Consider the following 20,514-nt stretch of genomic DNA (forward strand, 5'->3'; position numbering starts at 1 on the left):
CGCCATCAGGGTTAGCCGCCGTGCGGCACCAGGCTGAGCACCAGATCGGGGCCGGCCCGGTCGATCCCGTCGAACCGCCAGCGCAGCGCCCGCGCGATGGTGGGCACCCCGACGTCGTCGACGGCCGTGATGGGCCCGCCCAGCAGGATCGGCGCGACGTAGGCCAGGACGCGGTTCACCGCCCCGGCCCGCAGGAAGGCGCCGGCCAGGGTGGGGCCGCCCTCCAGCAGCAAGTCGGTGCGGTCCGACAGCGCCCTGATCACCTCCATGGGGTCGTGGGTGCGAATCACCATGGTGCGCGAATCGTCGTTGAGAACCTTTGCCTCCGGCGGTATTTCGCGCATCCCCACGACCACCCGCAGCGGTTGGCGGTCCGCCAGCGAGCCGTCGGGGCGCCGGGCGGTCAACGCGGGATCGTCGGCCAGCACGGTGCCGGTGCCGACCACGATCGCGTCGGCGGTCGCGCGGCGCCGGTGCAGGTCCAACCGGGAGGCCTCGCTGGAAATCCACTGGCTGGTGCCGTCGGCGGCCGCGCTGCGGCCATCGACGCTGCTGGCGTATTTCCAGGTCAGGTGCGGCAGCCCGGTCCGCTGCTTGTGCAGCCACTCCCGCAGCGGCCCGGCGGCCACCTGATCGGCCAGCACCCCGGACCGCACCTGCACGCCCGCGGCCTGCAGCCGGCCCGCTCCGCCGCCCGCGATCGCGTTGGGGTCGTCGACGGCGTAGACGACCAGGCTCACCCTTGATTCGATCAGGGCGTTCACGCACGGCGGGGTCTTGCCGTAGTGATTGCACGGCTCGAGGGTGACGAACGCGATGCCGCCGGCGGCCAGGCCGCCGGCCCGCCGCAGGGCCAACACCTCGGCGTGATCACCACCCGCGGGCTCGGTGGCGCCGACGCCGACGACGCGGCCTTGGGGGTCGACGATGACGGCCCCCACCGGGGGGTTCGGGTACGTGGTGCCCTTGACCTGGTAGGAGTGTTCGATGGCCAGACGCATCGCGGCGTCGAGGCTGTCGACCGACTGGGGCTGGTTCACGCGCTCAGATGCGCTGATGCGACGGCGGCGTGTCGCCGCAACGCCTCGACCGCGGCCTCCGGGTCCTCCGCCCCGTAGACCGCCGACCCGGCGACAAAGCAGTCGACGCCGGCTTCGGCGGACTGCACGATGGTGTCCTCGTTGATGCCGCCGTCGATTTCGACCAGGATCGTCAGCTCTCCGGCGTCGATCATCTTGCGCGCGGTGCGGACCTTTCCGAGCACGTCGGGAATGAAGCTCTGGCCCCCGAAGCCGGGCTCGACCGACATGATCAGCAGGGTGTCGAAGTGCGGCAGGATCTCCAGGTAGGGCTCCAGCGGCGTCCCCGGTTTCACGCTGATCCCGGCCTTGGCGCCCGCGGCGCGAATGTCGCGGGCCACCCCGACGGGATTGTCGGTGGCCTCGGCATGGAAGGTGACGTTGTAGGCGCCCGCTTCGGCGTAGGGCGGCGCCCACCGATCCGGGGCCTCGATCATCAGATGGCAGTCCATCGGGATGGTGGTGCTGGCCAGCAGGGCCTCCACCACCGGCAGGCCGACGGTCAGGTTCGGCACGAAGTGGTTGTCCATCACGTCGACATGCAACCAGTCGGCGCCGGACACGGCGGCCGCTTCGTCGGCGAGTCGGGCGAAATCGGCGGAGAGGATCGACGGCGCGATCAGCGGTCTACCGGTATGGCCGGGCATGTGCGCCACACTACTGAGCCCGGCGGCCAACCTCACCTCAGGCGCGGCGCAGGGCGACCGCGAACATGGCGTCGGTGCCGTGGCGGTGGGGCCAAAGCTGCACCGAGCTCTCGGTGGGGCCCTGCGCCGTGCCCTTTTCGACGGGCTCGAACAGCGGCCGGGTGTCCAGGGCCTCCACCGGCTGCCGGCGCAGCGTGTCGCCAATCACCCCAACGGTTTCCGCGAGGTGCGGCGAACAGGTCGCATACAGCACCACACCGCCGGGCCGGGTCAGCGCGATCGCGGCGGCCAGCAGCTCGCGCTGCAACTTGGCCAGCGGCGGCACGTCGGCCGGCTGGCGCCGCCACCGCGCCTCCGGCCGGCGCCGCAACGCCCCCAGCCCGGTGCACGGCGCGTCGACGAGCACCCGGTCGAAGCCGGGTTCGAGACCCGTCTGCCGCCCGTCGACCCGCAGCACGTCGACCGGCAGCCCGCGGGTGTTCTCGGCCACCAGGTCGGCGCGGCGCGGCGCGGGTTCCACCGCGGTGACGCGGGCCCCGGAGTCCACGCCCAGCGCGGCCAGCAGGGCGGTCTTGCCGCCGGGTCCGGCACACAGGTCGAGCCATCGGCCGTTGTCACGGTCGACCGGGGCCAGCGTCAGCGCGCGGGCCACCAGCTGGCTGCCCTCGTCCTGGACCAGCGCGGAGCCGTCGCGCACGGGAGCCAACCGCCCGGGATCCCCGCCCGGCAGATACACGGCGTACGGCGAATAACGGCCGACTGCGCCACCCACCGCGTCGGCCAGCTCGGCGGCGGTCAGCACGCCCGGGCGCGCCGCCAGGTGTACCTGGGGCCGTTCGTCGTCGCTGGCCAGGACCGCGTCGAGTTCCCCCGCGGCCGCGCCGAGCGCGTCGGCGAAGGCCTGGGCGATCCAGCGCGGGTGCGCGTGCACGAACGCGGCGTGCCCGATCGGATCCCGGGCCGGGTCGGGCGCCAGCTCATCGACCCAGGACTGCTCGTCTCGGCCGGCGATGGTGCGCAGCACACCGTTGACGAAACCCGCTCGGGCCGAGTCGAATTCGATGCCGGCCTGTTCGACCGTGGTGGACACCGCGGCGTGGGCGTCGACCCGGGTGCGCAGCAGCTGGTAGGCGCCGAGCCGGAGCAGGTCGAGCAGCACCGGGTCGATGGCCTCCGGCGAGCGCCCGGCGGCCGCGCCGATGACGGCGTCGAGCAGCCCCCGGGTGCGGCAGGTGCCGTAGGTCAGCTCGGTGGCGAAAGCGGCGTCGCGGCCGCCGATTCCGCGCTGGCGCAGCAACGCCGGCAGCGCCAGGTTCGCGTACGCGTCGCGCTCGCTGACGGCCCGAAGCACCTCGAACGCGGCCGCGCGCGCCGGGTCCAGCGGCCGGCGCCGCCGCTGACGCCCCCGGTTGGTCGGGCGGGGCGCGCTCATGACGCCCGCGCGGCGGCGTCGAGCCGGGCGCCGCGCGCCCAGTCGACGGCGTTCATGAGCTTCTTGCCGGGCGGCTGGATCTGGCCCAGCCGCACGGGTTCGGAGCCGGTGCCGATCCACACGCTCTTGCGGTTCACGTGAATGGCACCGGGCGCCAAGGGTTCTGGCGACCCCGAGTCGAGCCGCACCGGTCCGAGCTTGACTCGCAGGTCACCGATGAGCGTCCAGGCACCCGGGTTCGGCGTGACGGCGCGGATCCGGCGCTCCACCACCGGCGCGGGCAGGTCCCAGCGCACCCGGGCCTGCTCGACGCTGACCTTGGGCGCCACGCTGACCCCCTCGGTGGGTTGGGGCCGCGGCGTCAGGGTCCCGTCGGCGATGCCGTCCAGCGTGGCCGCCAGCAGCTCCGCGCCCGAAACGGCAAGGCGCTCGAGCAGATCGCCCGCGGTGTCGGTCGGCCCGATCGCCTCGGTGACCACCCCGTACACCGGCCCGGAGTCCAGGCTCGGCTCGATCCGGAAGGTGGTCGCGCCGGTGATGGTGTCCCCCGCGGCGATCGCGGCTTGCACCGGCGCCGCGCCGCGCCAGGCCGGCAGCAGCGAGAAGTGCAGGTTGATCCAACCCTGCGGGGGCACGGCGAGCAGGCCGTCGCGCAGCAGGGCGCCATAGGCCACGACCGGGCAGCAGTCCGGTGCGAACTCCGACAGCTCGGCGACGAACTCCGGCGAATTGGGCCGGGCCGGCCGCAGCACCGGGATGCCGCGGTCGAGCGCCTCGCGGGCCACCGGTGACGGCTCCGGCTTGCCGCGCCTGCCCGAGGCGGCGTCGGGCCGGGTCAGCACCGCGAGCACGTCGTGGCGGGGCGAATCGATGAGGCGACGCAGCGCGGGCAGCGCGGGTTCGGGAGTTCCGGCGAAGACTAGACGCACGGGCACAAGTCTAGGAAGCACCGGATCTCCGCAGGACACGCCTAGGAACCGCACAGTTTCACACAGTTGCGTCAGTATATTATCGCCGCTGGATATTATTTCTGGCGGAAATGGTCGCGGATTTCTCTGCCACCGCGCCCACGACGACGAGGTCGAGCAGCCAGTCCGTTCCCAACTCAGGAGGTCCCATGACCCTCGACGCTGTCGACACCACCATTCCCGACGACATCGCGGCCACGCATCGCGCGATGTGGGCGCTGGGCGACTACGCCCTGATGGCCGAGGAGGTGATGGCGCCGCTGGGTCCGGTCCTGGTGGCCGCGACGGGTATCGGACCGGGCGTGCGCGTGCTCGACGTCGCCGCCGGCTCCGGCAACATCTCGCTGCCCGCCGCCAAGACGGGTGCCGACGTCGTCTCCACCGACCTCACGCCCGAGCTGCTGCGGCGGTCCCAGGCGCGGGCCGCCGCGCAGGGATTGCTGCTGGACTACCGCGAAGCCAACGCGCACGCGCTGCCGTTCGGCGACGGCGAGTTCGACACGGTGATCTCGGCCATCGGCGTGCAGTTCGCGCCCGACCACCAGCGCGCCGCCGACGAGCTGATCCGGGTTTGCCGGCCGGGTGGGATGATCGGCGTGATCAGCTGGACCCCCGAGGGGTTCTTCGGCCGGATGCTGGCCACCTTGCGGCCGTACCGTCCGAGCCTGTCGCCGGCGGTGGCGCCGGCGGCGTTGTGGGGACGCGAGGGTTACGTCGCCGGGCTGCTGGGCGATCGGGTCGGCCGCGTCACGACGCTGCGGGGCAACCTGCGGGTGAACCGGTTCGACAGCGCCGAGGCCGTGCACCGCTACTTCAAGGATCACTACGGCCCGACGATCGAGGCGTACGCGAACATCGGCCACAACCGGATCCTGGCCGCCGCGCTCGACGCCCAACTCGTCGAACTGGCGCACCAGCACCTGGCCGACGGCGCCATGCGGTGGGAGTACCTGCTGGTCACCGCAGAGAAGCTCTGAAAAACTCTGAGAAGCGCCGAGTCAGGCCCGTGCCGGGCCGCCCCCCAGCCCGGCACGGGACCCCGACGACCGAAACCGACTACAAGTCGATGTCCGCGTCCAGGTGGACGTCGGGCTCGCCGCCGGCGGCGGTGAACGCCGTCAGGGCCCGCACCAGCCCGTGGCGTTCCGGCGGCGGCATCTTCTCCACGATGGCGGCGATCTCGGCGCGCCGGTACGCGGTGACCCGGCGGACGATCTCGCGGCCGCGCTTGGTCAGCGCGGCGAGCAGTTCGCGGCGGGAAGTGGGGTGCGGGAGGCGGTCGATCAGTCCGGCGGCGACGAGCCGGTCGACCATCCGGCCGGTGGCCGACGGTTGCACGCCCAGCAGGCCGGCTAACGTGGCCAGGTTGATCGGGCCCCGGTTGGCCAGGATCACCAGCGTCCGGAACTGCGGAATGGTGATGGTCTCGTCGACCTGCCCGATCGAGCGGGCCGAGATCGCCACCAGCAAACGGGAGGCGGTCAGCAACGCGTCGGTGATCGCGTCCAAAGACTCGTCCGCCGTAGTCGCGTTGTCCGACGCCATTGCGCCTCCCCTTCGGGCCATCAGCGAGCTAAAGAGTAGAAAGTGTAACAGCCTTCTAATGTCGAGATCTGGGATTGTTTCCCACAAATACTATCGCCACAGGGAATGATTTGAGCCGGGCGAAGAGCTATCCGATGTGCAGCGGGTCGATCTGCACCCGCACCGGCTCATGGTTCTGGCGCGCGCTGAGCACGCCCACGCCGCGCCGCAACGCGGCCGCCAGCGCCAGTCCGTGCTCGCGGCGCACGCGCACCAGCATCCTGATCGCGGGCACATCCGCCGGCGTCCCCGGCGGACGGCGCACGCCCGCCGGCAGGTCCACCGGACCGAGCACCTCGGCCCCGTCGGGCAGCCCCGCCTCCTCCAGCAGCGCGGCCACCGCTTCGGCGCCCCCATCGATGGCCGCCATGTGCACGCTGGGCGGCAGGCCGACCTCGGCCCGAGCCGCCAGTTCGGCATCCGCATGCCCCACCGGGTCCCAACGGATCAGCGATTGCACTGTGGGAATGGATGATTCGGCGACCACCAGCACCACGCCGCCGTCGCCGCGCGGACGCACCAGCGCCGCGGCGCTCATCCAGCGCCACAGCGCTTCCTCGGCGGCGCGCAGGTCCTGGCGGCCCAGCAGCGCCCAGGTGTCCAGCAGGAGCGCCGCCCCGTACCCGCCCTCCGCTCGGGGTTCGGCGCCCGGAGTCGCGACCACCAGCGCCGGGCGGGCGGCCACCTCCCCCACGACGGCGTCGCCCGCCGAGGTGATGACCGGCGTACCGGCGAAGGCGCGGCCGAGCTCCTCAGCGGTGCGCCGCGCCCCCACGACCACCGCGCGCACGGCGTCGGATCCGCAACGCGCGCACCGCAGCTGCGGTTCGGGGCGTCCGCACCACCGGCACACGGCGCCGGGGCCGCCCTCCTGCAGCGACAGCGGGCCCGTGCAGTGCCGGCACCGGGCGATGGTGCGGCAGCGCCCGCACGCCAGCGACGGGACATACCCACGCCGCGGCACCTGCACCAGCACCGGCGCCCCGGCCTGCAGCGACGAGCGGGCGGCGCGGAGCGCGATGGACGGGATCCGCGCGGTGCGGGCCGCCGGGTCGCGTTCCTCGGCGTAGCCGCTGTCGTCGAGGGCGACCACCCGCGGGGTGCGGGCCCGCACCACCGGCCGCGCCGCGACGATGTCGTGCGCCCATCCGCGGCGCACCAGCGCCTGGGCCTCGGCCGTCCGCGCGAAGCCGCCGATGAGCGCCGCGCACCGGGCCTGATGGGCGCGCAGCATCGCCACCTCGCGGGCGTGCGGGTACGGCGCCCGCGGCTCGGCGAGGCTGTCGTCGGAGTCGGCCCACACCATGACGAGGCCCAAGTCGGACAGCGGCGCGAAAACCGCGCTGCGGGTGCCGATCACCAGCCGCGCGGTGCCTCGCAGCGCCGCGAGCCAACGCCGATAGCGGGCGGCCGGACCCAGCCCGGCCGACAGCGCCACCACGCATTCCGGGTCTATGCGGGCGGTCGCGGCCTCCCACAGCGTGTCCAGGTCCCGCTGGTCGGGCACAATCGCCAGCGCCGCCCGTCCCGCCCGCACGGTCTGCGCCGCGGCCTCGGCGAAGCGGTCGGCCCATGGCTCGCCCGGCAGCGCCTGCCAGACGGCCCGGGCGGCGCGCGACTCGGCCAGGGCGGCCAGAAACTGCCCGCCGCGGCCGTAGGCCTCCCAGCCCGAGGCGTCGACGGACGAGACCACGGGCAGCGCGAAGACACGCGCCGGTTCCCGCTCGACCCGGGCGTGCCGGGGCGGCACCGCCAGCCGCAACACGTCGGGCCTGGTGCCGGCGTAGCGCGCCGCCACCGCGTCGACCAATCGGCGAATCTCCGGGGTGAGCACCGGTTCGGCCGACACGACGCGATCCAGCCAGCCGAGCTTGCCGGTGTGATCGGTGTCGTTGCGGCGTTCCAGGACGAACGCGTCGACCAGCCGGCCGTGGAACCGCACCCGCACCCGTACCCCGGGCTGGGCGTCGTCGGACTGCCCGGCCGGCACCAGGTAGTCGAACTCGCGGTCCAGGTGTGGCACCGAGAGCATGGGCAGCACCCGGGCGATGGGTTCGACCTCGGGAGTTACCTTGCCGGCCAAGGGAACCGACAACTAGCCTTCGTCAGTCTCGGGCCCGTGATCGCCCTCGTAATCGCCCTCGTAATCGGCTTGGTAGTCGCCCTCGTAATCGGGTTCCTCCCGGCCGAAGAAGAATCCCGCCGTGATCAGGACCTGGCCCGCGGCGTACAACCACCAGATCGGCACCGCCAGCGCGTCGTTGTACAGGATGAACCGGCCGATGGCGATCATGGCGTCCGACGCCGCAAAACACACCGCCCCCACCGCCGTCCAGATCGTCGGCAGGTCCGCCAGCAGCGCCGCACACACCATCGCGGTCAGCACGATCATGTAGAGCGTCACCGGGATCGTCAGCTTGTCGCGGACCAGGTGCGGCCAAAACCACAGCAACAACGACACCGAGACGAGGCACATCAGCACGACGGCGGCCAGGCGCGGCCGCGACGTCCGGGCCAGGGGAACCAGCGCGCCCAGGAAACACAGGTGCGCCAACAGGAACGCCGCCAGCCCCAACCCGAATGACATCGTCCACCACGGGATGGCCAACAGCCAGTCGCCGACCGCCGACAACAGCAGCGCCGGTATCAGCCACCGCCGCTCGCGGACGATGGGGTGCCCCACCGCGGCCACGGTCAGCAGCAACGCCATCGACGCCTTGAACAGCGGCTGCAAAACCCAGTGCCCCGTCAAACTCGTTCCCGGCGGCGAGCGCAACGCGATCACGGTCAGGTAGACGCCGTAGGCGAGGCCCGCCCACCCGGCCAACACCCACCCGCCGGACACCAGGCGCGGTGCGTACGGTACTTCCATGCCCAGCTTGGACACAGCCGAGGAAAACCCTGGTATCGACCCCATCTTGCAGAAGGTACTGGATGCGGTTCCGTTCCGGCTATCAACTGACGATGGTGTCGACGCGGCGCGGCAACGGTTCCGCGACCTGCCCCGACGCCCACTGCACCCCGAGCTGCGGGTCGAGGACCGGGCGATCCCGGGTCCCGGCGGCCCCCTCGGCACCCGGATCTATTGGCCGGAAACCGATCCCGCAGAGGACGGGGCTCCCATCGTGCTGTACTTCCACGGCGGCGGCTTCGTGGTGGGCGACCTCGACACCCACGACGGCACGGCTCGCCAGCACGCCGTCGGCGCCGACGCGATCGTGGTGTCCGTCGACTATCGGTTGGCGCCGGAGCACCCCTACCCCGCCGCCGTCGAAGACGCTTGGGCCGCAACGCTGTGGGTCACCGAGCACGGGGGGCAGCTCGGCGCCGACACCAACCAGGTGGCGGTCGCCGGCGATTCGGCCGGCGGGACGATCGCCGCCGCGACCGCGCAACGCGCCCGCGAGGCTGCCGCCGAAGGCGGGCCGGCAATCGCCTTCCAGCTGCTGTGGTATCCCTCCACGCTCTGGGACCCGTCGCTGCCGTCGTTCACCGAAAACGCCACCGCGCCGATCCTCGACGCCAGGTCCATCGCCGCGTTCTCGCGTTGGTACGCAGGCGAAGTCGACCTGTCGGACCCGCCGCCGGGCATGGCGCCGGGGCGGGCGAAAAACCTGGACGACCTGCCACCGGCCTACATCGGCGTCGCGGGTCACGACCCGCTGCGCGACGACGGCATCCGGTACGGCGAGCTGCTGGCCGCCGCGGGCGTCCCGGTCGAGGTGCACAACGCTGAGACCCTGGTGCACGGTTACCTCGGCTACGCCGGCGTGGTGCCGGCCGCCACCGCCGGTATGGAGCGTGGGCTCGCGGCGCTGCGGAATGCGCTGCACAGGTGAACGCAAGGCGTACTTTGTACTAATGATTGAGCCGACCATCGCTCGACCGACCATCGATCCGACGCTGAAAACGCTGCTGAACGCCTTCACGGTCACCTTCAACGCCGCCGACGGTGTCGAGGTCGCGCGCTCGAGGCTGCGGCAGCTCAAGGTGCCCCCGGAGCTGCTTCCCGATCTGCGCACCGAAGAGCGGAGGATCGGTCACGGCGAGCTCACCGACATTCCCGTCCGGATCTACTGGCCGGCCAGCGACCGCGAAACCCTGCCCGTCGTCGTCTTCTACCACGGCGGCGGGTTCTCGCTCGGCGACCTGGAGACTCACGACCCCGTAGCCCGCACGCACGCCGTCGGCGCCGAGGCCATCGTGGTGTCGGTCGACTACCGGCTGGCCCCCGAACACCCGTTCCCGGCCGGCGTCAACGACTGCTGGGCCGCCTTGCAGTGGGTCGCCAAGAACGCCGCCGAGCTGGGCGGCGACCCGGACCGGATCGCGGTGGCTGGGGACTCGGCGGGCGGCAACCTCGCCGCCGTCATGGCGCACCTGGCCCGGGATAACGGTGGACCCGCGCTGACGTTCCAGCTGCTGTGGTACCCGACGGTCACCGCCGACCTGTCGCTGCCGTCGCACAACGAGAACGCCTACGCGCCCATCCTGGATCGCGACGTGATCGAGGCCTTTCTCTCCTGGTACCTGCCGGACCTCGACATCACCGACCCGAAGGCCCTGCCGACCACGCTGGCCCCGGCCAACGCGGACGACCTCTCCGGACTGCCGCCCGCCTTCATCGGGACCGCCGAACACGACCCCCTGCGCGACGACGGGTCGCGCTACGCCGAGTTGCTGAATGCCGCGGGCGTGCCCGCCGAACTGAGCAACGAGCCGGACATGGTGCACGGCTACGCGAGCTTCGCCCTGGTGATTCCCGCTGCGGCCGAGGCCACCAACCGCGGGCTGGCGGCGTTGCGCAAGGCGCTGCACCCCTAGCCCTTTACGGGCCCCTACGCGTATACGCGCTGGGCGCGACGCCGTACCAGCGCTTGAACGCGTGCGAGAAAGTCGAGACCTCGGAGTAGCCCAGCCGGGTGGAAACCTCATCCACCGTCAGCCCGACGTTGCGCAACAGGTCGACCGCCACCGCGGACCGCGCCTCGTTCAGCAGCGCCCGAAACGAGGTTCCCTCCTCGGCGAGCCGGCGGCGCAGCGTTCGCGGATGAATGGCGAGCTCGCCGGCGACGTCGGGAAGCGTCAAGAACACGCCGGAATCGCGGAACAGCTTGCTGCGCACCAGCGCGGTGATGCCCCGGCGGTGCTCGTTGGTCTGCATCAGCACGTCGCACTGCGCCATGCACATCTGAAGCGTGTGGCGATCGGCCTGCGGCAGCGGCTCGTCGAACATGGCGCGCGGGAAGTGCAGCCTGTTGTGCGCGCGGCCGAACCGGACGTCGTGCACCGGCACCAGTTCGAGCAGCGGCCGCAGCAGCTCCTCGTCGACGGCCAATTCCGCCGACACCTCGTCGGCGTACTTCTCGGCCACCGGCAACGCGAAACTGACTGTGGTCGCGATGATTCCGGCGATGTCGCGCTCGATGAAGAATCCGCGCACATCGGTGGGCAGGTGGCCGGCCTCGAGTCCGAGGACGTAGCCCTCGGCGGTCTCGAACAGCGTGAGGTCGATGTGCATCATGGTCAGCGCGAAGTACCGCATCGCGATCGAGAACAGTTCCCGGAGGGTGCCGCACGACATCACCGCGAAGCCGAACAGCCCGAGGTGCGTGAGAGCGAACCGGCTGCCCACATCGACGCCGATACCGGCTTGACCCGGCAGCCGCGCCAGCACCCGGCGCACCGCCTCGATCTCGTCGAGGGCGCTTACCATCGCGTCCGGCCGGCTCAGGGCGGCGGGGTCGATCGCGGTGCCCGCCAGGACCTCGCCCGTCGGCACCCCGCGCTCGCCGGCCACCTCGCACAAGACCCGGGTCGCATAGACCGGGTGACTCAACGTCGGTGGATGACCCATGGACTGTCCTAATCTCCCAACTCCCTGTCCGATACTCTCATTACCGGCCGCCGCCGTCATCCATACAGTGGAGTCATGGCGACCCTCACCGCTGAGCGCCCCCTGGGGGGACCCGCCAGACGCCTGAGCTCCTGGACGATGACCCGCGAGGCCCTCACCGTCGGATTCGATGTGGGCGACCGCTTCGTCGGACGGTTACGCGGCAACGATATCGTTCGATTCCGTTGCGCGGGAAGACGTTTCGTCTCGATCAGCCATCCCGACTACGTCGATCACGTGCTGCACGAGGCCCGGCTGAAATACGTCAAGTCCGACGAGTACGAGCCCATCCGGGCCACCGCGGGCGTCAACCTGCTGACCGACGAGGGCGATTCCTGGGCCGCGCACCGCGGCACGCTGAACCCGACCTTCGCCCGGCGCCACCTCAACGGCATGGTCGACCTGATGATCGACCCGATCATGGGGGTCGTCGACGCCCTGCAACCGGGCACGCGCTTCGACATCCACCAGACGATGGTCGAGGCGACGCTGCGGGTGGTCGCCAATTCCCTGTTCGGCCAGGACTTCGGGCCGCTGGTCGAGAGCATGAACGACCTGGCGACGCGCGGCCTGCGGCACGCCGAGCGACTAGAGCGACTGGGGCTGTGGGGCCTGATGCCGCGCGGGGTCTACGACACACTGAATTGGTTGGTGTTCTCCGGCTTTCGCATGCCCCCGCCGCTGCGCGACATCCAGAACATCACGCTGACCCTCGACCGGGCGGTCAACGCGGTCATCGACCACCGACTGGTGCAACCGACCGACTCCGCCGACCTGCTCGACGTGTTGCTGCACGCCGACGGCGGAACGTGGCCGCGCCGGCGGGTGCGCGACGAGGCCCTGACGTTCATGCTCGCCGGTCACGAAACCACCGCGAACGCGATGTCGTGGTTCTGGTACCTGTTGGCACAGCACCCCGGCGCCCGCGACCGGATGCTCGCCGAAATCGACGACGTGCTGGGCGCCCGCCGTCCCACCGCCGAGGACCTGGGCAGCCTGCCGTGGACCACCGCATGCCTGCAGGAGGCGCAGCGCTACCTCTCCGCGGTCTGGACGATCGCCCGCCGCGCGATCGACGACGACGTCATCGGCGGGCGTCACATCCGGCGCGGCACCACCATCCTCATCCCGATCCACCACATCCACCATGACCCGCGGTGGTGGCCCGACCCGGAAACCTTTGAGCCCGGCCGGTTTTGCCGGCCGGACAGGAACCGTCCCCGCTCGGCCTACCTGCCGTTCGGCGGCGGCCGGCGCATCTGCATCGGGCAGAGCTTCGCCCTGATGGAAATGGTGCTGATGGCCGCGATCATGAGCCGGCGCTTCACCTTTGACCTCGCGCCCGGCCATCCCGTCGAACTCGAGGCAACGCTGACCCTGCGGCCCAAGCACGGCATTCACGTCATCGGAAGCAGGCGCGCATGAGCCCACGCGGTATGGAAACCCCCGACTACGACACCCTGATCGTCGGCGCGGGATTCTCCGGCATCGGTGCCGCGATCAAGCTCGACCGGGTCGGGCTGTCCAACTACCTCGTGCTCGAGGCCGGCGACGGCGTCGGCGGGACCTGGCACTGGAACACCTATCCCGGTATCGCCGTGGACATTCCGTCGTTCTCGTATCAGTACTCCTTCGAGCAGAGCCCGCGCTGGTCGCGGACCTACGCGCCCGGCCGCGAGCTCAAGGCCTACGCCGAACACTGCGTCGACAAGTACGGCATCGGGTCGCGGATCCGGTTCCACACCAAGGTGCTCTCCGCCGATTTCGACGACGAGAACCGCCTGTGGCGGGTGCAGACCGACCCCGGCGGCATGCTCACCGCCCGGTTCCTGATCAGCGCCAGCGGCGTGCTGACCGTGCCGAACCTGCCCGACATCGACGGGGTCGACTCCTTCGCCGGCACCACCATGCACACGGCGCGGTGGGACCACAGCCAGGACCTGACCGGCAAGCGCGTCGCGATCATCGGCACCGGTGCCTCGGCCGTGCAGGTCATCCCCGAGATCGCGCCGATCGTCGCCCAACTCACGGTGTTTCAGCGCACGCCGATCTGGTGCTTCCCGAAGTTCGACGTGCCGCTGCCCGCGCCGGTCCGCTGGGCGATGCGGATACCCGGCGGAAAGGTGGTCCAGCGGCTGCTCAGCCAGGCCTTCGTCGAGCTGAGCTTCCCGATCTCGGCGCAGTACTTCACCGTGTTCCCGCTCGCCAGGCGGATGGAGTCGGCCGGACTCGCCTATCTGCGCCAGCAGGTCACCGACCCAGCGGTGCGCGAGCAACTCACCCCCCGCTACGCCGTGGGCTGCAAGCGGCCCGGATTCCACAACGGCTACCTGGCCACCTTCAACCGCGACAACGTCCGGCTGGTCACCGAGCCGATCGACAAAATCACGCCCGCCGCCGTGGCCACCACCGACGGGGAGACCCACGTGATCGACGCGCTGGTGCTGGCCACCGGCTTCAAGGTGATGGACACCGACAACGTCCCCACGTTTGCGGTCACCGGCAGCGGCGGCAAGTCCCTGAGCCGGTTCTGGGACGAACACCGGCTGCAGGCCTACGAGGGCGTCAGCGTCCCCGGCTTCCCCAACATGTTCACCGTTTTCGGCCCGTACGGGTACGTCGGCTCTTCGTATTTCGCGCTCATCGAGATGCAGACGCACCACATCGTGCGGTGCCTGAAACGCGCTCGGCGCGAAGGCGCGACACGTGTGGAGGTGACCGAGGAGGCCAACCAACGGTACTTCGCCGAGATGATGCGCAAGCGGCACCGCCAGATTTTCTGGCAGGACAGCTGCCGGCTGGCCAACAGCTACTACTTCGACAAGAACGGCGACGTGCCGCTACGTCCCACCACCACGCTGGAGGCCTACTGGCGCAGCCGGCGGTTCGATCTCGACGACTACCGCTTCAGCCGTTAGCGGCCGGCCCCGACTCCAGCGTGGCGCGCAGATGCGGGGCCAAATCAGGGTTTTCGATCGGATGGCCAAGGTACGGCCCGGCCGCGCGGTGGCCCGCCAACTCGTCAGCCAGCACCAGTTTCTCTGCACCGGGCGGCCACTTCCCTTGGCTACTCGGCCGGCACCGCAAACGGTGGTCGCAGATGCGCGAACATGGGGAAGTGTCGGACGTTGAGCGTGGCAAGCTGCAGCCCTTTGACATCCGCTGTCGCGGCGATCAGGTAGTCACCGAGGCCAATACCGCTGTGACTGCGACGATATCGACGCATCATGTCCCCGGCGCTACGAGCGATGAGCTCGGTGGCCGGTTCCGCGCGGAAAGAGGACAGCAGCCGCCACACGTGCCGACGCTCGACGGAGCGCATGCCGCCGGCAACCTCAGCGATCGACACCACGCTGATCGCCAGCGGCCCTTCTCTGCGGGCATCGAGGAGCCAGTCTCGAGCAGCGCCGAGCCCGCGCAGATGCGCGATCAGCACATCCGAGTCGACCAGCATCACGACGAGCGGTCCCACACTCGGGCCAGATGCTTCTCACGGGCGCCCGGGCCGCGCGCCGGCACCTCGATGTCGCGCAACGCCCCGAACGAATCCTTGATCGCGTCAAGGTCGGTGGCGACATGCTCATCCACCCCCGCCAGAACACGGTCCAGCAGTTGGCGTATCACTTCCGCGCGCGACACGCCCTGTTGCGCCGCCGCGCGGTCGAGCGCCGCCGTCTGCACCTCGTCGAGGTAGATGTTCGTGCGCTTCATACACCACATTATACATCACTCTGCTAGACCGTATGGGAGGCTGGGGCCTCCGCTCACATGTGAACGTGGGTTGCCGACCGTCATCCGTCATCACGGTCGAACGGATCGCCGACGCCTGCGGGTTCGCGGTGCCCTACTACGAGCTCGTCGACGAGCGCCCGGTCCTCGACGCGCACCACGAGAAGGCGTCCGATGACGTGTATGCCCGGCTCGCCCGGCGCAACAGGCAGAGCATCGATGGGCTGCCGGCACTACAGGCCGACCACCCGGTGCCTAGATCGCGCGCTTGAGCTCGTCGACCATATTGAGCTGTTCCCACGGCAGCTCGATGTCGGTGCGCCCGAAGTGGCCGTAGGCGGCGGTCTGCGCATAGATCGGGCGCAGCAGGTCCAGGTCCCGGATGATCGCACCGGGCCGCAGGTCGAACACCTCCGGAACGATCTTCTCGATCTTGACCGGGTCGACCGTCGCGGTCCCGAAGGTCTCGACGAACAGGCCGACCGGCGCGGCCTTGCCGATGGCGTAGGCCACCTGCACCTCCACCCGTTCCGCCAGGCCGGCGGCGACGATGTTCTTGGCCACCCAGCGCATCGCGTAGGCCGCCGACCGGTCCACCTTGGACGGATCCTTGCCGGAGAACGCGCCGCCGCCGTGGCGGGCCCAGCCGCCGTAGGTGTCGACGATGATCTTGCGTCCGGTCAGGCCCGCGTCGCCCATGGGGCCGCCGAGCACGAACTTGCCCGTCGGGTTGATCAGCAGCCGCGTCGACGACGTGTCCAGCGTGCCGTGCGCCAGGTCGTCGAGCACGGTGTTGAGGACCTTCTCCCGGATGTCGGGGGTGAGGGTGTTCTGCAGGTCGATGTCGGCCGCGTGCTGGGTGGAGATCACGACGGTGTCCAGCCGGACCGGGACGTTGTCCTCGTAGGCGATCGTGACCTGGGTCTTGCCGTCGGGGCGCAGGTACGGCAGCACGCCGTTCTTGCGGACCTCGGTCAGCCGGCGCGACAGCCGGTGGGCCAGCGCGATGGGCAGCGGCATCAGCTCGGGGGTGTCGCTGATCGCGTAGCCGAACATCAGGCCCTGGTCGCCGGCGCCCTGGGCGTCCAGCGGGTCCCGCTCGCCCTCGACCCGCGCCTCGTACGCGGTGTCGACGCCCTGGGCGATGTCGGGTGACTGCGCGCCGATGGCGATGTTCACCCCGCACGACGCCCCGTCGAAGCCCTTGTCCGACGAGTCGTAGCCGATGTCGAGGATGCGCGCGCGGACCGTGTTGGTGATGTCGGCGAAGGCCTCCTTGGCCGTCGTCGTCACCTCGCCCACCACGTGCACCTGTCCGGTGGTCACCAGCGCCTCGACTGCAACCCGTGAGCGGGGGTCCTGCGCCAGCAGCGCGTCGAGGACCGAGTCGCTGATCGCGTCACAGATCTTGTCGGGATGCCCCTCGGTCACCGACTCACTGGTAAACAGCCGACCCTTTTCGCTCACAGTCTCTATCCTTCCAATAGTTAGTTAATCGAATAATATCGTCCCGGTGGGCCAGCCCCCGTCCGGGCGCCGTACCGAAGCAAACCCCGCTACTCGCTGCGGCCGTGCAGGAACGCGACGACGGCATCCACGATACGACTGGCCATCAGCGTCTTCGAGCCGTGCGGCAGCGCCGACTCGGTGCCGTCGGAAGCCAGCAGCCAGCCGTCGTTGCTGTCCACCTCGAACGCCCTGTTGTCGCCGACGGCATTGACGACCAAGAGGTCGCAACCCTTGCGCCGCAACTTCTCCCGGGCGTGGAACAGCACGTCGCCGTTGGCGTCGCCGGTCTCGGCGGCAAACCCCACGATGGCGCGCATGTTGGGCAACTGCCCATGGGCTCGCGCCCGCACCGCGCCGGCCAGCACGTCGTCGTTGCGGACCAGCTCGATCGTGGGGGACTCGGACTGGTTATCCGGGCCCTTCTTGATCTTGGCGGCGGCGACCTGCGCGGGCCGGAAGTCCGCGACCGCCGCCGCCATGACCAGCACGTCGGCCTCGGGCGCGTGCTTGGACACCGCCTCCCCGAGTTGCTGCGCGGAGCTGACGTGCACCACGTTGACGCCGGCGGGGTCGATCAGGCCGGCGGTGTGCCCGGCGATCAGGGTGACCTCGGCGCCGCGCTGGGCGGCGACCCGCGCCACCGCGTAGCCCTGCTTGCCGGAGCTGCGGTTGCCGATGAAGCGCACTGGGTCGACGGGTTCGCGGGTGCCGCCGGCCGTGACCAGCAGCCGCCAGCCGGCGAGGTCGTAGGGCAGCGCGTCGTGGCGCTCCAGCAGCAGGTGGGCCAGTGTGGTGATCTCCTCGGCCTCGGGCAGCCTCCCCGCGCCGCTGTCGGTGCCGGTGAGCCGCCCGGATGCGGGTTCGAGCACCACCGCGCCGCGGCGGCGCAGCGTGGCCACGTTGTCAACGGTGGCCGGGTGCAACCACATTTCGGTGTGCATCGCCGGCGCGAACAGCACCGGACATCGGGCGGTCAGCAGGGTGGCGGTCAGCAGATCGTCGGCGCGGCCGTGCACGGCACGGGCCAGCAGGTCGGCCGTGGCGGGCGCCACCACGACGAGATCGGCCTGCTTGCCGAGCTGGACGTGCGGCACCTCGGGAACGTCGTCGAAGACGCCGGTGCGCACCGGCTGACCCGACAGCGCCTCGAAGGTGGCGGCCCCCACGAAGCGCAGCGCGGATTCGGTGGGGATGACGCGGACCTCGTGACCGGCCTCGGCGAGCTGGCGAACGACGGTGCACGCCTTGTAGGCGGCGATGCCCCCGGAGACGCCGACTATGACCCGTTTTGAGATCCGCTCACGGACATCCACAGCGCGCCCGGCCTGCCCGTTACTCGCCCTCGGTGTGTTCGAGCAGGTCGGCGTGGATCTCGCGCAGCGCGATGGACAGCGGCTTTTCCTGCAGCCCGGGCTCGACGAGCGGGCCCACGTATTCGAGGATGCCCTCGCCGAGCTGGTTGTAGTAGTCGTTGATCTGGCGGGCTCGCTTGGCGGCGTAGATCACCAGGGCGTACTTGCTGGACACGCGGTCCAGCAGCTCGTCGATGGGCGGGTTGGTGATGCCCAGCGGGGTGTCGTAGGCGCTCTGTCCGCCTGCCGACGGATCGAACTGGTCCACGGCGGTCAGCGACGCGTCGGACTGGGGAATGCTCACGTAGGTCTATCTCCTGGCGGATTGGAGTCGGTTGAATCTGATCTGGCTGCTGGCCCGGCCAGGCAAATCATGCCGGGCCCGGCGCAGTTCCCACCAGCAACGATACCAATTCGGCGCACGCAGACTCCAATCGACGGTTGACCACCACCTCATCGAAGTCGTCCTGGGCCGCCATTTCGATGCGGGCGGTGTCGAGGCGACGGCGGATATCCTCCGCCGTCTCGGTGCCACGGCCGACCAGCCTGGCCTTCAGGTCCTCCCAGCTGGGCGGGGCGAGGAACACGGTGATCGCCTCGGGCATCGCCTTCTTGATCGCCCTGGCACCGGCCAGGTCGACCTCGATGAGCACCGGAAGCCCGGACTCCATGGCGGCCCGCACCGGCTCGGCCAGCGTGCCCGACCGGTGCAGCCCGCCATGGATCTCCGCCCATTCCAGCAGCGCGCCGTCGTCGATCAGCTTTTGGAACTGGGCGGGGGTGATGAAGTGGTAGTCGACGCCGTCGACCTCGCCCGGCCGCGGCGCCCGGGTCGTGGCCGAGACGCTGAACTGCAGGTTCGGGATCCGCTCCCGCAGACACCGGACCACGGTTGACTTGCCGACCGCGGAGGGGCCGGACAGCACGACCACACGCCCCCTGCCCATTGGCTCGGGGCGTGCCCCCTGCACGACGTCCGGCCCCTCGGGGGCGCTCACCGGCGCTCCCGGGTCGGTACCCCCACAGGCCGTACGGCCCGCATCGTCGCAGGCCGGGCCCGATCGCCCGCCGTCTCATCAGGCCTGTCGGCCTGCATCGTCGGCGGGCGAGTTAGGCGGAGCCGAACTTTTCCAGCAGGGCCTTGCGCTGCCGGTCGCCGAGGCCGCGCAGGCGGCGGGTGGGCGCGATCTCGAGCTCGGTCATGATTTCCTGCGCCTTGACCTTGCCCACCTTCGGCAACGCCTCGAGCAGCGCAGACACCTTCATCTTGCCCAGGACTTCGTCGCTCTCGGCGTCCTTGAGCACCTGGGAGAGGTTGGTGCCGCCACGCTTGAGGCGGTCTTTGAGCTCTGCGCGCGCGCGACGAGCGGCAGCCGCCTTCTCCAAAGCGGCCGCGCGCTGCTCGTCGGTCAACTGGGGAAGGGCCACGATTCCTCCGTATCTGATCAATCGGTAATCGATCTCGTTTGTCTCTGCCGGGTACTTCAGCCAGCGGAGATGACCGTACTCAGGCTTCCTGACGAAATCTAACCCGCCCCCCTGGTTAATTGTGCAAATGTGCAGCGTGGAGCGCGCGGGCGAGCCCGGCACGGGGTGCCAGGGGCCCTGCGGCGACGGGTCGGGAAAGGGCGCCGGCGCCGGTGCTCAATCGCCCGCGGGAGCCATGGATATGGTGCTTGACGTGGGGTTTTGTGCCCATGGGCGAAAGCCGCGCGCCGCGGCCGCGGGCCCTGCGGGCGCCCACGGCGGACGGCCCCGAGTCGGGGTGCGGCGGATCACGCATTTTTTCGTGGCGTGTCGCGCGTGTCGCGTCCGCGGCCAAGCGGCAGGTCGGCGGTCCGTCCGCAGGGATGTTTCAGCTAATGCCCAGCCAAATATCAGATACCATCGAGCCGTGCCGAACCTGCGCATCCGTCAGGCGGCTGAGCTGCTCGGAGTCAGCGACGACACCGTCCGCCGGTGGATCAACCAGGGCACGCTGTCGGTCAGCCACGACGCGGCCGGCCGCAAGGTCATCGCCAGCGAGGACCTGGCCGAGTTTTCGCGTTCCAACGCGCCCACCCCGCCGCCGGATCCGCTGAGCATCGGCAGCTCGGCCCGCAACCGGTTCGTCGGCCTGGTCACCAGCGTGATCAGCGACAAGGTGATGACCCAGGTCGAGATGCAGTGCGGCCCCCACACCATCGTCTCGCTGATGAGCACCACGGCCGCCCAGGAGCTGAACCTGCAGCCCGGCAGCGTGGCCGTGGCCGTCGTCAAGGCCACCACCGTGATCGTGGAAACGGCGCGGCCGGGAGCGGCGATCGCCGCGGAGTGAC

Annotated in this window: 22 protein-coding genes; 7 read left to right on the forward strand and 15 right to left on the reverse strand. The window is 70.5% G+C overall.

Going from position 1 to position 20,514, the window contains the following annotated elements; translation table 11 throughout:
• Positions 1–11 precede the first annotated feature (11 nt).
• From ribD to fmt, 4 genes are read right to left on the reverse strand one after another with little or no spacing between them, the layout of a single operon-like run.
• Positions 12–1,001 (reverse strand): bifunctional diaminohydroxyphosphoribosylaminopyrimidine deaminase/5-amino-6-(5-phosphoribosylamino)uracil reductase RibD, encoded by a 990-nt coding sequence (ribD, locus tag VMD50_RS02555; protein WP_325424664.1) that lies wholly within the window; start codon positions 999–1,001, stop codon positions 12–14.
• Positions 1,002–1,036: 35 nt separating this feature from the next.
• The gene (gene rpe / locus VMD50_RS02560; RefSeq protein WP_414685981.1) at positions 1,037–1,726 is read right to left on the reverse strand and encodes a ribulose-phosphate 3-epimerase; all 690 of its coding nucleotides are present in this window, start codon (positions 1,724–1,726) and stop codon (positions 1,037–1,039) included.
• Positions 1,727–1,763: 37 nt separating this feature from the next.
• Positions 1,764–3,158, reverse strand: a complete 1,395-nt coding sequence (locus tag VMD50_RS02565) for an RsmB/NOP family class I SAM-dependent RNA methyltransferase (protein WP_325424553.1) — start codon at positions 3,156–3,158, stop codon at positions 1,764–1,766.
• A complete protein-coding gene (gene fmt, locus VMD50_RS02570) occupies positions 3,155–4,087 on the reverse strand; it encodes a methionyl-tRNA formyltransferase (RefSeq protein ID WP_325424555.1) in 933 nt (310 codons plus the stop codon). The genes VMD50_RS02565 and fmt overlap by 4 nt, the downstream gene beginning before the upstream one ends.
• A 188-nt stretch (positions 4,088–4,275) precedes the next feature.
• Between fmt and VMD50_RS02575 the strand changes: the two genes are divergently transcribed.
• Positions 4,276–5,103 carry a class I SAM-dependent methyltransferase gene (locus tag VMD50_RS02575; RefSeq protein ID WP_325424557.1) on the forward strand — a complete coding sequence of 276 codons (828 nt, stop codon included), beginning with the start codon at positions 4,276–4,278 and terminating at the stop codon, positions 5,101–5,103.
• 79 nt (positions 5,104–5,182) lie between these two features.
• On the opposite strand, the gene VMD50_RS02580 is transcribed toward VMD50_RS02575, so the two are convergent.
• The 3 genes from VMD50_RS02580 to VMD50_RS02590 form a co-directional block, all read right to left on the reverse strand.
• Entirely contained in the window at positions 5,183–5,671 is a 489-nt protein-coding gene (locus VMD50_RS02580) for a MarR family winged helix-turn-helix transcriptional regulator (protein ID WP_325424559.1), read from the reverse strand.
• A gap of 127 nt (positions 5,672–5,798) precedes the next feature.
• On the reverse strand, positions 5,799–7,742 hold the full coding sequence (locus tag VMD50_RS02585) for a primosomal protein N' (RefSeq protein ID WP_325424666.1): 1,944 nt from the start codon (positions 7,740–7,742) through the stop codon (positions 5,799–5,801).
• Positions 7,743–7,805: 63 nt separating this feature from the next.
• On the reverse strand, positions 7,806–8,582 hold the full coding sequence (locus VMD50_RS02590) for a lysoplasmalogenase (RefSeq protein ID WP_325424561.1): 777 nt from the start codon (positions 8,580–8,582) through the stop codon (positions 7,806–7,808).
• Here VMD50_RS02590 and VMD50_RS02595 point away from each other — a divergent pair.
• Together VMD50_RS02595 and VMD50_RS02600 are read left to right on the forward strand one after the other, a co-directional pair.
• Positions 8,581–9,549 carry an alpha/beta hydrolase gene (locus tag VMD50_RS02595; RefSeq protein ID WP_325424562.1) on the forward strand — a complete coding sequence of 323 codons (969 nt, stop codon included), beginning with the start codon at positions 8,581–8,583 and terminating at the stop codon, positions 9,547–9,549. The two genes, VMD50_RS02590 and VMD50_RS02595, sit on opposite strands and share 2 nt — an antisense overlap.
• 22 nt (positions 9,550–9,571) lie before the next feature.
• Positions 9,572–10,534: an alpha/beta hydrolase gene (locus VMD50_RS02600; protein WP_325424564.1), complete on the forward strand. Its 963-nt coding sequence runs from the start codon at positions 9,572–9,574 to the stop codon at positions 10,532–10,534.
• Positions 10,535–10,538: 4 nt separating this feature from the next.
• On the opposite strand, the gene VMD50_RS02605 is transcribed toward VMD50_RS02600, so the two are convergent.
• Positions 10,539–11,567 (reverse strand): helix-turn-helix transcriptional regulator, encoded by a 1,029-nt coding sequence (locus tag VMD50_RS02605; protein WP_325424566.1) that lies wholly within the window; start codon positions 11,565–11,567, stop codon positions 10,539–10,541.
• Positions 11,568–11,642: 75 nt separating this feature from the next.
• Between VMD50_RS02605 and VMD50_RS02610 the strand changes: the two genes are divergently transcribed.
• The gene (locus VMD50_RS02610; RefSeq protein ID WP_325424568.1) at positions 11,643–13,031 is read left to right on the forward strand and encodes a cytochrome P450; all 1,389 of its coding nucleotides are present in this window, start codon (positions 11,643–11,645) and stop codon (positions 13,029–13,031) included.
• 11 nt (positions 13,032–13,042) lie between these two features.
• A complete protein-coding gene (locus tag VMD50_RS02615; protein WP_325424668.1) occupies positions 13,043–14,524 on the forward strand; it encodes a flavin-containing monooxygenase in 1,482 nt (493 codons plus the stop codon).
• Between the two features lie 149 nt (positions 14,525–14,673).
• Here the strand turns inward: VMD50_RS02615 and VMD50_RS02620 are convergent, their stop codons facing one another.
• Together VMD50_RS02620 and VMD50_RS02625 are read right to left on the reverse strand one after the other, a co-directional pair.
• Positions 14,674–15,063: a type II toxin-antitoxin system VapC family toxin gene (locus tag VMD50_RS02620; RefSeq protein WP_325424570.1), complete on the reverse strand. Its 390-nt coding sequence runs from the start codon at positions 15,061–15,063 to the stop codon at positions 14,674–14,676.
• On the reverse strand, positions 15,060–15,317 hold the full coding sequence (locus VMD50_RS02625; RefSeq protein ID WP_325424572.1) for a ribbon-helix-helix domain-containing protein: 258 nt from the start codon (positions 15,315–15,317) through the stop codon (positions 15,060–15,062). The genes VMD50_RS02620 and VMD50_RS02625 overlap by 4 nt, the downstream gene beginning before the upstream one ends.
• 65 nt (positions 15,318–15,382) lie before the next feature.
• Here VMD50_RS02625 and VMD50_RS02630 point away from each other — a divergent pair, with 65 nt between their 5' ends.
• Positions 15,383–15,607, forward strand: coding sequence for a hypothetical protein (locus tag VMD50_RS02630; RefSeq protein WP_414685982.1), 225 nt, complete (start codon positions 15,383–15,385; stop codon positions 15,605–15,607).
• On the opposite strand, the gene metK is transcribed toward VMD50_RS02630, so the two are convergent.
• The 5 genes from metK to mihF form a co-directional block, all read right to left on the reverse strand.
• On the reverse strand, positions 15,591–16,802 hold the full coding sequence (gene metK, locus VMD50_RS02635) for a methionine adenosyltransferase (RefSeq protein ID WP_325424574.1): 1,212 nt from the start codon (positions 16,800–16,802) through the stop codon (positions 15,591–15,593). The two genes, VMD50_RS02630 and metK, sit on opposite strands and share 17 nt — an antisense overlap.
• Before the next feature lie 89 nt (positions 16,803–16,891).
• Entirely contained in the window at positions 16,892–18,157 is a 1,266-nt protein-coding gene (gene coaBC, locus VMD50_RS02640; protein WP_325424576.1) for a bifunctional phosphopantothenoylcysteine decarboxylase/phosphopantothenate--cysteine ligase CoaBC, read from the reverse strand.
• A gap of 19 nt (positions 18,158–18,176) precedes the next feature.
• Entirely contained in the window at positions 18,177–18,500 is a 324-nt protein-coding gene (gene rpoZ, locus VMD50_RS02645; RefSeq protein ID WP_066910468.1) for a DNA-directed RNA polymerase subunit omega, read from the reverse strand.
• Between the two features lie 67 nt (positions 18,501–18,567).
• Positions 18,568–19,194: a guanylate kinase gene (gene gmk / locus VMD50_RS02650; protein ID WP_414685983.1), complete on the reverse strand. Its 627-nt coding sequence runs from the start codon at positions 19,192–19,194 to the stop codon at positions 18,568–18,570.
• 112 nt (positions 19,195–19,306) lie between these two features.
• Positions 19,307–19,624, reverse strand: a complete 318-nt coding sequence (gene mihF / locus VMD50_RS02655) for an integration host factor, actinobacterial type (protein WP_067880726.1) — start codon at positions 19,622–19,624, stop codon at positions 19,307–19,309.
• A gap of 466 nt (positions 19,625–20,090) precedes the next feature.
• On the opposite strand from mihF, the gene VMD50_RS02660 reads away from it, so the two are divergent.
• A complete protein-coding gene (locus VMD50_RS02660) occupies positions 20,091–20,513 on the forward strand; it encodes a TOBE domain-containing protein (protein WP_325424584.1) in 423 nt (140 codons plus the stop codon).
• The last annotated feature ends 1 nt before the right edge of the window (position 20,514 follow it).

Source organism: Mycobacterium sp. (genome assembly GCF_035506235.1).
Taxonomy (GTDB): Bacteria; Actinomycetota; Actinomycetes; order Mycobacteriales; family Mycobacteriaceae; genus Mycobacterium.

Bases quoted from the DNA above. Each gene is read 5' to 3' on its own strand.
- ribD (WP_325424664.1), bottom strand. From the start codon at position 1,001: ATGCGTCTGGCCATCGAACACTCCTACCAGGTCAAGGGCACCACGTAC.
- rpe (WP_414685981.1), bottom strand. From the start codon at position 1,726: ATGCCCGGCCATACCGGTAGACCGCTGATCGCGCCGTCGATCCTCTCC.
- VMD50_RS02565 (WP_325424553.1), bottom strand. From the start codon at position 3,158: ATGAGCGCGCCCCGCCCGACCAACCGGGGGCGTCAGCGGCGGCGCCGG.
- VMD50_RS02575 (WP_325424557.1), top strand. From the start codon at position 4,276: ATGACCCTCGACGCTGTCGACACCACCATTCCCGACGACATCGCGGCC.
- VMD50_RS02580 (WP_325424559.1), bottom strand. From the start codon at position 5,671: ATGGCGTCGGACAACGCGACTACGGCGGACGAGTCTTTGGACGCGATC.
- VMD50_RS02585 (WP_325424666.1), bottom strand. From the start codon at position 7,742: ATGCTCTCGGTGCCACACCTGGACCGCGAGTTCGACTACCTGGTGCCG.
- VMD50_RS02595 (WP_325424562.1), top strand. From the start codon at position 8,581: ATGCCCAGCTTGGACACAGCCGAGGAAAACCCTGGTATCGACCCCATC.
- VMD50_RS02590 (WP_325424561.1), bottom strand. From the start codon at position 8,582: ATGGAAGTACCGTACGCACCGCGCCTGGTGTCCGGCGGGTGGGTGTTG.
- VMD50_RS02600 (WP_325424564.1), top strand. From the start codon at position 9,572: ATGATTGAGCCGACCATCGCTCGACCGACCATCGATCCGACGCTGAAA.
- VMD50_RS02605 (WP_325424566.1), bottom strand. From the start codon at position 11,567: ATGGGTCATCCACCGACGTTGAGTCACCCGGTCTATGCGACCCGGGTC.
- VMD50_RS02610 (WP_325424568.1), top strand. From the start codon at position 11,643: ATGGCGACCCTCACCGCTGAGCGCCCCCTGGGGGGACCCGCCAGACGC.
- VMD50_RS02615 (WP_325424668.1), top strand. From the start codon at position 13,043: ATGGAAACCCCCGACTACGACACCCTGATCGTCGGCGCGGGATTCTCC.
- VMD50_RS02625 (WP_325424572.1), bottom strand. From the start codon at position 15,317: ATGAAGCGCACGAACATCTACCTCGACGAGGTGCAGACGGCGGCGCTC.